This is a genomic window from Desulfotignum balticum DSM 7044 (genome assembly GCF_000421285.1).
Lineage (GTDB): Bacteria > Desulfobacterota > Desulfobacteria > Desulfobacterales > Desulfobacteraceae > Desulfotignum > Desulfotignum balticum.
The window spans coordinates 3,625,877-3,641,097 of sequence record NZ_ATWO01000001.1; the positions used below are offsets into that span (position 1 = coordinate 3,625,877).

The 15,221-nt window shown below is 50.6% G+C and carries 13 protein-coding genes; 1 reads left to right on the plus strand and 12 read right to left on the minus strand.

Annotation, left to right across the window (positions count from 1 at the left end):
- Positions 1 to 60: 60 nt before the first annotated feature.
- The 3 genes from K365_RS0118340 to K365_RS0118350 are packed head-to-tail and all read right to left on the minus strand — an operon-like array spanning position 61 to position 5,333.
- Positions 61 to 2,337 carry a hypothetical protein gene (locus K365_RS0118340; protein ID WP_245569206.1) on the minus strand — a complete coding sequence of 759 codons (2,277 nt, stop codon included), beginning with the start codon at positions 2,335 to 2,337 and terminating at the stop codon, positions 61 to 63.
- Positions 2,324 to 3,613, minus strand: a complete 1,290-nt coding sequence (locus K365_RS0118345; protein ID WP_024335760.1) for a glycosyltransferase — start codon at positions 3,611 to 3,613, stop codon at positions 2,324 to 2,326. Before K365_RS0118345 ends, K365_RS0118340 begins: the two co-directional genes overlap by 14 nt.
- A 7-nt stretch (positions 3,614 to 3,620) precedes the next feature.
- Positions 3,621 to 5,333, minus strand: coding sequence for an FAD-dependent oxidoreductase (locus K365_RS0118350; RefSeq protein ID WP_024335761.1), 1,713 nt, complete (start codon positions 5,331 to 5,333; stop codon positions 3,621 to 3,623).
- 213 nt (positions 5,334 to 5,546) lie between these two features.
- On the opposite strand from K365_RS0118350, the gene K365_RS0118355 reads away from it, so the two are divergent.
- Positions 5,547 to 6,305 carry an endonuclease/exonuclease/phosphatase family protein gene (locus K365_RS0118355; protein ID WP_024335762.1) on the plus strand — a complete coding sequence of 253 codons (759 nt, stop codon included), beginning with the start codon at positions 5,547 to 5,549 and terminating at the stop codon, positions 6,303 to 6,305.
- On the opposite strand, the gene K365_RS0118360 is transcribed toward K365_RS0118355, so the two are convergent.
- From K365_RS0118360 to K365_RS0118395, 9 genes are all read right to left on the minus strand, one after another.
- A complete protein-coding gene (locus K365_RS0118360) occupies positions 6,296 to 7,378 on the minus strand; it encodes a virulence RhuM family protein (protein ID WP_051147866.1) in 1,083 nt (360 codons plus the stop codon). The two genes, K365_RS0118355 and K365_RS0118360, sit on opposite strands and share 10 nt — an antisense overlap.
- Entirely contained in the window at positions 7,362 to 7,625 is a 264-nt protein-coding gene (locus K365_RS29475; RefSeq protein ID WP_353740166.1) for an ADP-ribosylglycohydrolase family protein, read from the minus strand. Before K365_RS29475 ends, K365_RS0118360 begins: the two co-directional genes overlap by 17 nt.
- Positions 7,585 to 10,803 (minus strand): helicase-related protein, encoded by a 3,219-nt coding sequence (locus tag K365_RS0118370; protein WP_211221133.1) that lies wholly within the window; start codon positions 10,801 to 10,803, stop codon positions 7,585 to 7,587. Before K365_RS0118370 ends, K365_RS29475 begins: the two co-directional genes overlap by 41 nt.
- The gene (locus tag K365_RS0118375) at positions 10,772 to 12,586 is read right to left on the minus strand and encodes a phospholipase D family protein (protein ID WP_024335766.1); all 1,815 of its coding nucleotides are present in this window, start codon (positions 12,584 to 12,586) and stop codon (positions 10,772 to 10,774) included. Before K365_RS0118375 ends, K365_RS0118370 begins: the two co-directional genes overlap by 32 nt.
- Positions 12,580 to 13,848 (minus strand): DUF6361 family protein, encoded by a 1,269-nt coding sequence (locus K365_RS0118380; RefSeq protein WP_211221134.1) that lies wholly within the window; start codon positions 13,846 to 13,848, stop codon positions 12,580 to 12,582. Before K365_RS0118380 ends, K365_RS0118375 begins: the two co-directional genes overlap by 7 nt.
- Positions 13,849 to 14,099: 251 nt before the next feature.
- A complete protein-coding gene (locus K365_RS0118385) occupies positions 14,100 to 14,360 on the minus strand; it encodes a helix-turn-helix domain-containing protein (RefSeq protein ID WP_006968683.1) in 261 nt (86 codons plus the stop codon).
- A gap of 1 nt (position 14,361) precedes the next feature.
- Positions 14,362 to 14,643, minus strand: coding sequence for a type II toxin-antitoxin system mRNA interferase toxin, RelE/StbE family (locus tag K365_RS27500; RefSeq protein WP_084489889.1), 282 nt, complete (start codon positions 14,641 to 14,643; stop codon positions 14,362 to 14,364).
- A gap of 137 nt (positions 14,644 to 14,780) precedes the next feature.
- Complete coding sequence (locus K365_RS29150) at positions 14,781 to 14,906, minus strand: hypothetical protein (RefSeq protein WP_281167801.1); 126 nt, start codon at positions 14,904 to 14,906, stop codon at positions 14,781 to 14,783.
- Positions 14,907 to 14,937: 31 nt separating this feature from the next.
- Positions 14,938 to 15,183, minus strand: coding sequence for a peptidylprolyl isomerase (locus tag K365_RS0118395; protein ID WP_024335768.1), 246 nt, complete (start codon positions 15,181 to 15,183; stop codon positions 14,938 to 14,940).
- Between the last annotated feature and the right edge of the window lie 38 nt (positions 15,184 to 15,221).

Sequence of the window (15,221 nt, forward strand, 5' to 3'; positions counted from 1 at the left end):
GCCGGCAAAACATGGGTTTAAGCCTGAAACACACGCATTGAGGCAGAAAAAATCCCCGAATCAGGGAAACGAAGCCGGTTCAAGCAGACAATACCCGTGGGATGTGTCCAGTTCCTTTGGCCGGTATCCGGGAACGACTACTGTGCAGGGAAGCGGTCTGCCCTTGACAGATGCGGTAAGAAACAGTTCCAGGCCGGTGCGCGACCGGACAAATCTCACGCTGACCACGCCTCCGGGTACCAGGGTGGGACCGAAACACAACGGGGTGTCCTGTTCAAGCCATTCCGGAAAAATACCAGACCCCAGAATGAGCGTACGCCCTTCTTCTCTGATAAACAGGCTGCGCATCATCATGACCCATTCTGCGGCAGCCCAGCCATGCTGGCCGTCTCCCATGCACCCGCCGCCGGTCAAAGGATTGATGGCTTCCGGCCACTGGCCTGTGGGGGTTGCCAGATCTGCAACCGCATGGATCAACTCTTTGTACCGGGGGTTGCGGCTGCGCAAAAAGGTCTGGGCCATGGCCAGGGTCAGGTAAATATTGATGCCGGAATGGATCATGTCCTGGAAAAAAGCATTGCCAAAAGAACAATGGCTCATGAGATAAGACAGGGTGTTCATGATCCCGGCATCATTGGGGGATGTGATCTGCAACGGATAATCGGCAACCAGGGATCCCACGGCACCGGCATCCATCCGGCGGTAAGGCGATGCCGGCATGGCCTGGTGTTTTTGATACCCGGGGGACTGGGCCAGGGAGGTGAAAATGCAGGTTTCAAAATCCATGGCCTGGGCCGCAAACAAATTCTGATCTGCAGCGCTTCCCTGGTTTTTTGCCAGTTCTGCAGCGGCCCGAAGTCCGGCAACCCCCCAGAAATCATCCCAATAATAATAATCATTGGGCCCTAAATGTTCGGCGCTGAAACCGGCCGGCAGCAGCCCGTCATGGGGTTTGCCATCCTTTTTGCTCCGGCGTTTGTGCACAATCCACCGGGCCCCTTTCATGAGAGAAGTGAAAACCGATGTCGAAAAAACCTGCCCCGTGCACTGGGCAAACCGGTGGGCGATCCACAGCACCTGGCCGTTGGAATCCCACTCCCCTTCCTGGGACTGGAAATACCCGCTCAGTTTCTGGCGGCTCTCAAACCCCTGGATCAGGCGTTCGCATCTTTGGGCAAGTCCTAAGCCCAGCAGGGCATTCATCATCAGGCACGCGTCCCGGAACCAGAACCGCCGGTAGGTATAAGGCCCTGGAACCACCTCATCCGCACTTAACAGCAGCAGGGTCCTGACCGCCGCATCATACAGAAATTGAAATCTGGCATCCGGTATGGCCAGGGCTGCGGTTTGTGACACCATGTGTGACGACGGTGCTGCCGGCCGGCCGGTGTTGGAAGAGACAACGTCCGTGTCCTGATTCAGGGGCACCTGAATATCAATTTGGGTCGCCTCTTTGGCGCCAATCGGGAAAAACGCGGCAGCCGTTGCCATGCCGATGGGGCATGCCGCCTGGTTTTCCGCCTGGGGCCGGTCCAGTTCCAAAGCCACATCCCCGTGATCATAGGTGGAAAACAGCACTTTTTCAGGCGCGGCGCCAAAGTGCACCTCGTGGGTGTGGTTGATGACAAACCGGCTGTCCTCAAAGCGGATATGGTCGATGAAATAGATCCCTTCCGGATTATAGGGCCGTATGGACACAACAAGCCACCCCGTATCTGTTTGCATGCTGCCTCTGGCAGTCATCTGCATCACCGGACCGGCAGGGGTGTCCATTTTCACGCGGGCCGTGCACACAAGAGACAGGCTGTTTTCCTCTGTGGCAGTGGTGACGGCCAGTTCGCCTGACAGATCAAGGGTCTGCACCACACTGGGCTGCCGGGACGGCAGCAGCAGGTTATTGTCTTTTGTCATGAGCCAGACATCAATGGACCATGCATCAAACAAAGGGGTCACAAGTCCCCTGGGATCGATGATCGGGTAGGCGGCAAGGTCTGGATGGCCGACTGCCGTCCAGTTTCTGTGGGTCACATTGATATGGGAAAAGGAAAATCCCCTGGGGATAAAAGACGCATCTTGCGGGGTGAACTGTTTCACCACCCAGAAGGGCCAGACCCAGTCAAGATTGTACTGGATGGCCCGGGTGTTGACCAGTCCCCGGGCATGGAAGATAAGCCCGGCCCGGAGCAGTTCAATGGGTTCCTGGACTTCAGAGGGCTTGCCAAACTGCCGCAGCCGGGCCATCAGGGTGACAGGATCCAGAAATCCGTAAAAACCGGTGACCCGTCTGATCAGAAACCGCCATGGCAGCCATTTTTTGAATAATTCAGGTACCATCATCCCGGTTCAACAAGGTGAGGGACTGGGCTTTTTCAGCGATCAGTTCCCATTCGGTTTGAAGGGCAACCAAAAATGATTCCCAGGGTTCTGTTTCCTTATCTTCATTTTCAGCCCGGTCATCTTTAGGAGAAACAGCGGTGGCATAGAGGTCGAGAAGCTTATTGACACAGGTTTGTCTGCTGAATTTCAGGGCTGTCTGGCTTGCGTGCTTCTGCCAGAAGCGCAATTTTTCAGAATCAGACACGGCATCCCGGATGGCCCGGAAAAACGCACTTTGATCTGCATCTTCAGGAAGCAGTCTCCCGTTTTTCTGGTTTTCCACCACTTCCCGGACCCCCGGACCATCCAGGGCAACAACGGGTGTTTTTGCGGCCATGGCTTCGGTGAGCACCATGCCCTGGGTTTCGGATTGTGATGAAAAAACAAATAGATCCATGGCCTGGTACGCATCGGCCAGGGCTTTACCCGTGAGGTTTCCTGTGAGAACCAGCCGGTGGGCAAGGTTGCAGTCTGTAAATATATCATGGATTTTTTGCCGGTCCGGACCGTCTCCTGCCACACAAAACCAGGTGTCTTCAAGGGATTGCATGGATCTGGCAACGCTTTCAGCCAGATACACCAGATTTTTTTCAGGGGCAAGCCGGCCCACATGTCCGATGACAACGGCATTTTCCGGGATGTGGTACGTTTTTTTAAAACCCTGCCCGTCCCCTGAAGCAAAAAACTGTATGTCCACGCCTGTGGGAATTTGTGCTACCGGTGTGGTGACGCCGCGTTTTTTAATCAGATCGGCAATGCTTTTGCTGGGCGCCACCACCTGGTCGCATAAATTGGCGTACATGGTGGACAGATTCCTGGCAAACTGCTTGAAATTGTCATTTTCCCCGGCCACATAATGGGTATATTCTTCATACAGGGTGTGGTGGGTGAAGATCAGGGGCAGCCTGCGCCGCCGGGCAGCCCTGAAGGCGGCATCGCCAAGCAGATACGGGTGGTGGCTGTGAATGATATCCGGGGCAAATGCATCCAGTTTTTCGTCAATGTAAAACGGCACGGGAATGCGCATGGAAAAGTCACTGCCGTTGAAATTCTGGATGGCAGGGACCCGCAGAATAATGACATCTTCACTGTTGTCGGCATCGTCTCCGGCAAAGGTCGGTGCAACAATGAGCACCTGGTGTCCCTTTTTTTGCAGGTCCCTGGAAAAGGTGTGTACCGACCGGGCCACCCCGCCCACATGGGGCAGGTAAGTATTGGTGAACATGCAGATATTCATGATATTCTCAAATGTCCATAAAATCCGGTGCCACGGCCAGGATCATGGCATGGCCCCCCTGGACGTTGCAGACATTGTCAAACCCTTTCTGATTGAGCAGCACCTGGCACTCATAAGACCGGGCTCCCGTACCGCAGACCAGGCAAAGGGGTCTGTCGGACGGCACCTCATCCAGCCGGTCCCGGAGCTGGTCCTGGGGAATATTCATCCATTTGTCCTTGTATTTTTCAATAAACGGGGCCGCTTCTTTGGGATCCCTGACATCCATGACCTGGATCTGGTCTTTGGCAAATTCACGGACAAAATCCACGGGATCCATGGGCACGTTGCGCCCTTCCAGGATGTTGTCCAGCACATTGCCGGCATTGTTGATGATATCCATGGCCGATGCAAAGGGCGGGGCATACCCGGTTTCAAGGGAACAGACCTCGTCCACATCAATGCCGGCGGAAAGCAAAGGCGCCACCGCATCCACCCGGGCCTTGACTGCATCTCCCTGACCGCCCACAGATTCAATGCCTAAGATTCGCCGGGTTTTCCGGTCGGCAATCAGGTGAATATACATGATCCGGGACGAGGGATAAAAATGGGCCCTGTCCGACTGGGCCACCACGGCATGGACGGGATCGTATCCGATGGCCCGGGCCTGGGCAAAGGTCAGCCCGGCTTTGGCTGCGGCCATGTCAAAGGCCTTGATGCAGAAAGTGCCCACAGTGCCCTTGAATTTGGAAGCCCGGCCATGAATGTTGTTGGCAATGATCCGGCCCTGGCGGTTGGCCAGAGACCCCAGCGGCATGGTCATGTTTTCGCCGTTGACCAGGTTTCTGAGCTCCACGCAGTCACCCCCGGCATAGATATGCGGATCTGTGGTGCGCAGCCCCCGGTCCACCAAAAGAGCCCCGGAACTGCCCACAGCCAGCCCGGCATCTTTGGCAAACCGGGTGTTGGGCCGGACCCCGGCGGACATGACCACCAGATCGCACGGCAGGGTTTTCCCCCCGACTTCCACGGATGTCACCCCGGATGTGTCATCGCCGTTGATTTTATCCACTTTTTGAGACAGCAGGACCGTGACGTTGTTCTGCTTCAATTCCATCTCCACTACCCTGGACATGTTCTTTCCCAGGGCTGCCGGCAGAATCTGATCCGCCATCTCAACGATGGTGGTATCCACGCCCCACAGATCGGTCAATGCCTCGGCCATTTCGATCCCGATGGCACCGGCTCCGACCACCACGGCACGGCCCACTTTTCCCTTGGAGATGGTATCTTTGATATCCCTGGCAGAATGAAGATTGGACACAGTAAATACCCGGGGCAGGTCTGCGCCGGGAATCGGGGGCCGGACCGGCGTCGCCCCGGTGGCGATCACCAGTTTATCATAAGGCAGGACTTCTTGTTTTTCCGTGTCCAGGTGACGGATATGCAGCATTTTCCCCTCCCGGTCAATGGACATTGCCTCCACCCGGGGCAGAATATTCACCCCTTTGCTGGACCTGAAAAATGCCGGATCACGCAGCACATGGGAAGAGGTGGAACAAAGCCCTTCCAGATCATTGATATCCCCGCCCACATAATAAGGGATGCCGCATCCCCCATATGAAATCAGATTGTCCCTGTCAATCACGGTAATTTGCGCATCCGGATCCAGCCGTCTGAGCCGGCACGCCACTTTGGGGCCTAAAGCCACGGCGCCGACAATAATCACGCGTTTACTCACGGTGTTTTTCCTTTATTTTCACCGGCCGCCCGGTGTAAACCCGGCGGCTGGAATTTTATTCAAAAGCCTGCCCAGTCTGGAGCAAACTGATTCAACTAAACTAAGAAGTATAGGGATGACCTGTTAAAATGCAAGAAAGATTTTCTCATTTTTCAACCCTGATGTGCATCTGTAGAAGTTGACACAGAGCCAAGAATATCGCATCCTGAAAGAATGAAAACAGATTCTGCATCTTTCAGCGTGATGACCATGAACCTGCGCTTCGGCCTGGCAAAAGATGACAAAAACCGCTGGGAACGACGCAGGGATGTGGTCAAAGATTTTCTGGAGCAGATGAAAACCGATTTCATCGGATTCCAGGAGGTAAACCATTTTCAGGCGGAATTTCTGAAAAACACCCTGACCCAGTACGGCCACATCGGCTGGTACAACCGGAACCATCCCTGGTGGCAGTCCAACATGTTCTTTTTTCACAAAGACTGGACCTGCTTAGGCCACCGCCACCATTTCATCTCCCGGTTTCCCGACATTCCGTCCAAAATGCCCGGTTCCCGGTGGCCCCGGCAGTGTGTGGCCGGATGGTTTGAAAAACAGGGCCGGCATCTGCTGGCAGCCAACACCCATTTTGATTTCAACCCAAAGGTCCAGGCCAGAAGCGCCGGCATGGTGGCCGGTTTTCTGAAACGGTTCCCGCCGGGACTGCCCGTGGTCATCACCGGTGACTTCAACACCGGCCATGACTCATCCGCTTTCAAAACCTTTCAGACCCACGGATTCCGGGAAGTGTTTGAAGCAGACCCCCCGGGCACGTTTCACGGCTTCACCGGCAGGACCGACGGCCGGCACATCGACTGGATTTTATACAGGGGCGAAATCCGGCCGGTCACCCGCCGGGTCCTGACCTTCCATAAAGGTGACCAATATCCTTCGGATCATTTTCCCGTGGCTGCTGATTTTATCTTTTATTCCTGAGAGTCATCCGAGGAACCGTTCTGTGTCAGCTGTTTATTTATCATCCGATCGAAATCACTTTCAAACAATCGATCCTGGATAATCCGGTATTTCTCAAATTCACTTTCCGCATGGGCTTTGGCTATTTCCGCCGTGACTTTTCCCGCATCCTGAAGGATTTCCCGGTCCGTGGCATCTATAAACCGGTTCAATCGTGTCTCCCAATCCTGCATGGTCATCGGAATCTTTCGCAGTGCCATGTCTTCCGCTATATCCAGATAGGCCGCAACCAGACGTTGTAACTGGGCCATCTCATTTTCCGTCAGATAATTTTTGGCAACAATGACATCGAATTTTTGTATTTTCCCTTTCGGCGCGTCCTTCCAGGAAGTCAGGCCCATGTTCTGTTTCCGGTGATCTGCGCGATCGGCAATCACTTCTGCCGCTGTTTGACCATGAATGGCCCAATGAAGCTTGTTCTGAACCGTCGCAAAAAACCGTTTTGTGGCTTGAGCGGTCACATCATAATCAATGGCTGTGGCATAAATATCGGTGATCTTTTGGTAAAATTTGCGCTCGCTCAGACGTATTTCCCGGATACGCGCCAGCTGCTCTTCAAAATATTTTTTCCCAAGGATGGTGCCGTCGTTTTTCAGACGTTCATCATCCATGGAATATCCTTTGATCGTGAACTCCTGAATAATCCGGGTTGCCCATTTGCGGAACTGCACCGCCCGCTCAGAGTTAACCTTGTATCCGACAGCGATGATTGCCGATAGATTATAGTGTTTGGTATTGTAATTTTTACCGTCTGCGGCAGTTATTCGAAAATTTCGAATAACTGAATCCTCGTCCAGCTCACTGTCGGAAAACACCTTCTTCAGATGATAGTTAACCGTATGCGTCTCCACATTATAAAGAACACCCATCATTTTCTGGGTCAGCCAGATATCTTCATCCGAGTAGACCGCCTCGACACCGCCCTTGCCGGTGGATGCGACAAAGGTCAGATATTCCGCTGCTGAGGAGCGGACAATGGCAGTATCTCTTTTCCGCACTTCTGTTTTTTTGGGGCTTTTATCTTTTTCTTTCATTCAGTCTCTTTTCAATTCTGATATCTATCCCTTGAACAGCGGTGGTGTTCCATGTCCCGCCATCTGCCAGCTCCCAGACACCTTCAGGATAGCTCCGCCGAATCTCATCCGGGGACTGAAACTGAACCAGACTCCCCAGCGCATCCCCGGCAAACTGGCCGAGCAGGCATCGACATCCTTGGGTGCGTTTAATTCTTTGAGAGCATCTACTCACCACTTTTATCCTCCTCCTGAGCTTGTGGTTCATTTATTGGTGGTTGCAGTGAGATCAGCCAATCAGTCAAATCTACCGATTCAATATTTCCATTCTGACTAAGGCTGAAGAGGAGATCTTCCTGACGGGGTTGCCCGAAAACCATTCGGTAAAGAGCCAAGCCCTGCTTCAGCCGTTTGAGTTTCCCGATCTCCTTGCTGTATGGAAGTAACGGTATACGTCGTTCCACCCGGGCAGAACCATCTTCAAAGATCCAGTACGGGATGAGATCGGAATGTCCATTGGATTTACCTCGAGTCGCAATCTGAAAAAGTGTCTGCCATGGATCGCCTCCCTCGTGAAATCCAGACAGAGCTGTTAAACCATATCGTTCAGCAACGTTTTTTCTGACTGCATGGCCCTTGTATCGATGTACTCGTCCTTCACGTTGTTCAAGGTCAACTGGATTAGAGGGCAGATTCCAATGTACCACTGCATGACACCATGTATGAAAATCCAATCCCTCTTGACCTATTGAGGTTGAAGCCAAAACAAATGGGCGAAACGGGGAGTTAAAGGCATCACGCACCGAATCAGCACGGACAAGTGCTTGGTTATTGTCGTCTCGAATATCTCCAAATCGAAGTGCAAAACGACAACGAGTGCTGAAATCATTAACCTTAAAACCATCCCCAGACGTCTCTATTTCATCAATGCGAATCTGGGCAGTCCGCAGCGACAACACAGACTGGATGCACTCGGCAATTCCAGCCAACTGTTCGCTTGGAGAATGCTCTTGGAGCCCCAAAGATTCTCGTAAAACATGTACATATTCGTCGAGGACGGCTTGGAGGTTACCCTCAATGCCGTATTGAAGTGTCAATCGCCAATAGGTTTCCTCTGCAGAGCCTCGCAACATTGCAATGGTTTCAGGCATATTAAAGAGGGAGCGAAAACCAGATGCAATTCTGGCAGCAGCCGACAGCAAGCTATGGTCAGACACATCGAGGTCGGTTGTGATACGATGAAGCGCCCGTAATGCACAAATGCCTGGACCTGCAAGAGCAAGGTCACAAAGCACATCTACCAAATCATCCGGCTGAGGACCCAAGGGTATATTACCTTCTGCCATGTTGAGCAACATATCGATGTGATCTTTGAACCGAGTGCCTGATTCATGATCAGGGGTAGCAGATCTCCATCCTGATTTGTTTTTACACCAATCCAACAGTCCGTTGTGGGAATCGAGAAGAATAGGAGCAGCCCAATACCACCGTTTATCAGCCCGCGTCCCTTCATCACCATCAGGTAGGGTTTCGATCAGATTTCGACAAATGCTCTTAACCTCATTTTTCAGATCATGGATGTTCAACGGTCCACATCCTCGGCTCAATGCGATTTCGAGCGGATCTATCTTGAAGGCAAGTATTGGAGATGGCAGAAGCCAAGCAATGACGGGCATACCAGTCAACCGATTATCTTTCGTGGCTACAGCAAACCGCAGCAATGGCTTGATCTTCTCATAGAGCTCGCTATGGAGAATCGATGTTCCGGAGGTCATCTTGCGCTCAGCTTCATAGGAGCAGATTGATGCCACCGCATCTGGGACCACACTCCAAGAGGAAAAGACAAGGGCCTTGGTTAAGCCATCCTTGTCACGGAATACTCCTCCCGGTTCGACATAAGGCATGGAGGGCGGCATCCACAATAGTTGCCACATGCCCTTATCAATCGTATCCTCGAAAAGCACACGCATCCTCGGATTCGCAGGATCGAGAGACTGATAATCTTCAAACATTTCTTTCTTAAGTAATTGCCCGTTTGCTGAGGAAAGAGTCCGGCGGAGAGTATCAGAAGGTTTATTCAACTGGGCATCCAGCTTATGTCTCAAATCATAATGTTTCAGGAAATTAATCAGGTAAGGAGCTGACTTCCAGTATTCTATTGGCTCTCTTTCCTTGACGCAGATTGATACAGCGTCAACCGTCGCAGCATGTTGCAAGTCTGCTGGCATTAAAGGGGCAATCCGTTCTATTTCAGTCAGCATCGAATTATGATCACGTGTTGTGGCAACTCGTTCCGTTCGACACATTACCTTGAGAAGAGACTGTTCAAGTTGGATCTTCTTCTCTGGATGGTATTCAGAGCCCTTTGCGCAGGCATGAAGCGACTTTCGGTGTTCAGATAAGAGACTTTTTACTTCATCTACTTTGCCGGAGTCATTTAACAGGAAATTCAATGTTCTTATAAAATCTGGATAATGGTCGTCCTCGTCATTTTCCTGATCAAGTGTGAACATTTTGTAAGGTGTTGCGGAGAGCAAAAGAACCCGAACGGCTGGATGTTCAAAAAGCGCAGTCGCCAGCATGGAGGCTTCGTCATCTCCCTCCAATAGGTGTTTGAATCGTTGGAACTCATCAAGGATGACCAAATCGGGTTCAAGTGCAGAAAGGCACACAGAAGCTAACTTGCTTCTGAGCTTTCCGATAAGGTCGTAGCGAAGCTCTGAATCCTCTGGAAGAATGTTTTTTTTATACCTTCTAAAACACCAACAACAGTCTTTTAATTGATTGTAAAGTTCACGTTCGGCCAACACTTTTTTCCGGAAACCAACAGACAAATCACGGTCAAGATCCCATTCCTCTGACTCCGCCACTTTTTGTTTCCAACCTGCACGACCAGCAGTCGCCTGAAGCATGTTCCGCAAACCATTCCTGTATCGCTTCTGATTGACACTTTGCGCCCAGGGGAGGTGCCATAGAATTTGGTAGAGAATGGCTCGCTCGTCTGCATGCCCCCCTCGACTTCGGGCATGATCGAAAGCGGTACCAGGAGTCAGGCTGATGAAATTCACTTTGTTCTTTCGCAAAGACAGTACTTGTCTGGGAAGATAGGTCAGACGTGTGGCGATTGAAAAACCGGCTGTTTCGCTGACGTTAAGCCGGTTTACATTTTGGGTTGCGATGGCGGCATTGGAGCAGATGTAGATCACATCAACCCGATCCACTTGGTCTTGCAAATGTTCCAGAGTCTTGGCAATGATTCCCCGGGCAACAAGTGTCTTTCCAAGACCTACTTCATCGGCAATTAAAAATCGGGAAGTCGAGTCATCTCCGTATAATCTTTTGAAGACGTATTCCACCGTCCTTTTCTGGAAATCTTTAAGTCCGGCAAGAGCGGACGCTGACAAAAAACGGCTTTTATGCATCACGCCCCGCGATAGCTGTTTCAAAAATATTCCACAGGTTAAGAAAGTCGTCGGGGATTATAGTATTCGGGCCTCCTTGAGATAGTTCTTGAACCAGCTTAGAAATTTCCTTCAGCCGTTCAGGATGTCGGCTGTATGTGAGGGTAAGTTCTTCCAGCAATGGAATATCCTCACCAGCGGCCAGCTGAACTAACCATTTAGCAACTCCTGACCCATTACCGGGGTCAAGACCAGACGACGAATCATCCCCCAGCAAGAGCATAAGGTAGCGAATGAATCCATCTTGATTGCTGATCACTGTTTGCAAAATGGCAGAGTTGCGTTCATCAGGAATACCTGTTACGGGAAGATTAAGTACAAATCTTGCCATAACATCAGGATGGTTTGATTTAAGCTCAAAGGCGATAAGGCCTGTCACGGATGAGGCGGAAAACTCTCCAAGACTGATCATGTCACGATCATCATTAGCCAAAATATCGACAGCAAAATCGCGTATGACAGTTATCGGCCATGAAGAAGCACTGACAATACCTTTAAGGGATGGAATTTTTCCTGCGAGAACTAAATCCCACAAGCCATCCTTCGATCCGGAATTACACTCAATGGACAGGGCTGCTTCAGATATCAGTACACGAGCCTTCTCAATAAATTCCTCTGACTCTTGCCTGACAGAATCAGTCTCGATTTCCTTAGTCGTATCGAAATCGATAAGATATTCTCCCAAGCCGTCAGCGCCAAGAAGCTCGTCGATACCTCCGACCTTACTTTTCCTGCCTACCAGCCCGACCAGAATTTCAACATTCTTCGAAGCACTCAGCGCCGCGTTCGTCACATTCGCAGACCCCATAACCACATGGGTGTAATCTGAATAGTATCGGGTCTCAAACAGATAGGCCTTCGCATGGAGGCCGGTCGCAAGTGGCTGCTCGGTGACATCATCTTCCTCGCCATCTTCGATCTCCGCTGCATCGTCTAAGTGAAGGCACTGTGTGAAGAGATCGAGAGTGTCCTTCTTAAGGGCCGACAACGTCTCTGGACGTGAGATAAGCGCATCGGCTGCCTTGGATTTTTTTGCCAATGCTTGCAGGGCTTCGTCAGAACAAAACGGCGAAATGACCGCCATCCTATTAGCTATGGGAGGCTCCCAGTCAAAACCCTTCGTTCCCGGAAGGTAGAAGGTCAGCTCATCAAAACCATCGGGGAGTTCCCACTGAACTCGGTGCAGCTCTTTTGCAAATCTAAAAGACTGCTCAAGTCTTTCCGATGCTATCATTCCAGAACTCAGATCTGGAAGCGCCTTAAAAAAATACGCCAGCGGCTTATTTAATTTGGACTTCCGGCCTGCAATCGTGCCCTCAAGCTGAAGCGACAGGTCCCATGACTGATCGGTGGTCATATTCCTTGTCAGTACCACCAGACGGTACATCGAGCTACTTTGATCAGGACTGATAAAACGGATCGCCCAAATCTTTGGATGAAAAACACCTCCACCCGAGGCCGTTACCTCGACAACCATTTGTTCCAGAAATCCAAACAAGGGGTTCGGTTTTGCAATCTGAGGGACTTGAATCCGTCCTTTTTGAACATAGACGGTCATTTTATTCGAGTACCTTCGGATTGCTTCAAGTACGGACAAAGGATCAGGGTCTGACTGCCCATCCGCTGCCATTAGCGCCAGGTAAACCGGAGCCTCAAGCAGTAAAGCAGGGTCCATCGAAAAGGTTGTAGCTATAGCCTCGTCAAAGATCATTCCCGGGGGAGGAGTCAATGCAGAAGTATATAAGCTTCGGGAGTTTGGGTTCAGCATGTTCCTTCCCGATTTATACCTTGATGAAGGTCGTTCAAAAGCACTTTTACATTCTGCCACCGGTAGACGAGTTTCCCAACACCGGAATACCCACCCCATTGTTCCAATGCTCTGTGATTTCTAAACCGTGAGCGTGTGCCTTTGAGTTTCATTTCTCGTCTTTTTACCAGGTTCAGCGCCTCATTATTAGTGAGAATGCTATTTGGAGATTTACTGGTATATTCGATCCAGCGCTGAACAAAAAAACGCGTTTGTGAAGAAATGGTATGGCCGTGATCGACAGTCAATTCCCAGAGTCGGTTAACCGACCAATTGCAAACCTCATCCAAAGGAAGTGTTGCCACCCAGTCGTTGAAACTTGTTTGATGCTTTTCAACAAGTTCCTCATGGTTTCGGAGTTTGGCGAGCTGGATGTTATACGAAAGCGCCGCCCCATGCATCACTTCGGAGAACAGCCTCGCATGCGTCAGAAGTTCTTTATGGCGATCGTAAAAGCTGCCATAATCCGGATGTTCCCACGGGGCATTGGTTTCTGCGGGCTCACAATGCAGAGCCAAAAAAGAGAGCAGACTGTTGGGGCAAGCAATCTGGATACGATCACGGATGAAATCGGCTTCCTCCCTGGACAAGGCAAAGTCAACCGTATCAGGAAAGTCTTGTGGTGGCTCGGGCAATCCCGGATGCCAATTAAAAGTGGCCATGCGCTGCTCAATGTCTATGTCATCGCCTCTCGATTTGGCATCTTTCTCAAGGGCCTTAAGGTCATTTCTGCGGCGGTAAGTTTCATTGATACGCCGGTGGTATTCATCCTGTGAAAATGGTGTGAGGCGTATCTCCCAAACCCCGAGACCTGCCCAGTATACAGAACTAGGCAACCGCTTGAGTTTATTTCCCGCTGTTTTTCCAAAGACACCAGCCTGATCGTCCGAATCTATCAGGGGCTGAACAAGGTCTCTTTCGAGTTTGTCAGCCTGAACGGCAAAACTCCCCACAGACAGTTGTTTCTTTTCTAATGAATCATAAATCCATGGAACGAAAAGCATGTACCGAAGGCGTGTTTGGATCGTACTTGTGCCGGGGAACAATTGATCTGCAAAGCTGTCACGAACGGAACCAAGCCCAAGTTCGTCACGGCTTTCCTTTTCCTGAAAAAGAGAAAGAATTCGAAGAGTGCGTTCCCTCGCTTTCGAATCATGATCAATCCATGCAAGAACAGAAGACATCGCTTGAAAAAATCCTTTTTGATGCAGCGGATAAAACAATCCTAACCATAAGTCACCGTGCAAATATACTGAGATGAAACCATTAAGTCAAATTTTCTGATTTCGTTATTTCGATAGATTTCATTAGCCGCAACCAATCCCCGTTCACTCAACATTACGTGCAGACACACAAGCTGGTGAAGGAATAAATGAGATTTATTATTGTGCAAACAATTCCTGAAGGCAATGATAGCGGTTCTCAGCGAAGACATTTCATCCGGAGAAATGATGACACTGGACCGGACAGTCTCTCAGGCGGCAGATTCCTGTTCGATGTCCCATCCGGGAAATACCAACACCGCTGGGTGACAACTGAGTGCCCGTGCCAGAACCTTTGCTCTTTCCACACCCAGTTGAACCCTGTCGTTTTCAATGGCCGAGATGGTTGACTGAGGAATTCCGGTCATTCTGGAAAGTTCATTTTGACTGAGTTCCTGCATCTGTCGTATGATTTTAACAGATTCTCCCACAGACACATCAATACGTTTAGTGGCCTTTGAATATTCTTTCATATTACGATCTCCGATAATCATGGGGAGTCACACTCACCATTTTGATGAAAACCCGATCCTTAATTATTTTATAGATCACCCTGTATTGTTTGTTCAATCGGGATGATCTATGGCCTTTCCATGGTCCACTCAATGCCTCATCCCGCAACCCTTTCATTTTACGAAGCCCCTGGGGACCGGAAACAGTGACGATATCCTTCCATTTTTCGTACCGTTTCAACACCTCTGTTGGAATGCTATCGAGTTGTTTTGAAACACGTCTATGTTCATAAACTGACCACATTAACAATGTTAAAACATACCATAAATGGTATGTCAACACTAATTTGAAAAATCCCGTCCCCGGCTTCAGCCATTAAATATCAATTATGTTGAACCGGTCCTCACATATCAAAACCAGAATGTCTTATGACGCTTCTGTCAAGCGATAACGCCGGTCACCCCGAACACGGGATCAGCCAGCCGGAGCTGCGGGAAATACCGGTCGTCCACGGGCCGGGGATATCCCCGGAAGGAGTGGGTGGCTGCCAGTTCTTTTGCGTTCATTCCCAGGCCGTGCACTTCTGAAAAAACCGGATCATCCGGCAGATGGGAACTCCATGCAGGATCCGCCCCGCTCCGCCTTTGTCTGGACTTCCCAGGTGATATCTTTCAGGGTAATGGTGAGAGGAAAACGGGCCAAAGGATGGTTCAGATCCGCCACAACCGTCCGGGGATTTTTTTCAAGGCACCGGAACGGGGTGGTGTTACCTTTGAAAACACCGGGCAGGCCTGTAATCAAGCCCTGGGGATAGAACCTGCCCGGCACCAGGGTATCAAACACGGCTGCCGGCTGAGTTGGATTTCAAGCTTTAATTTGAC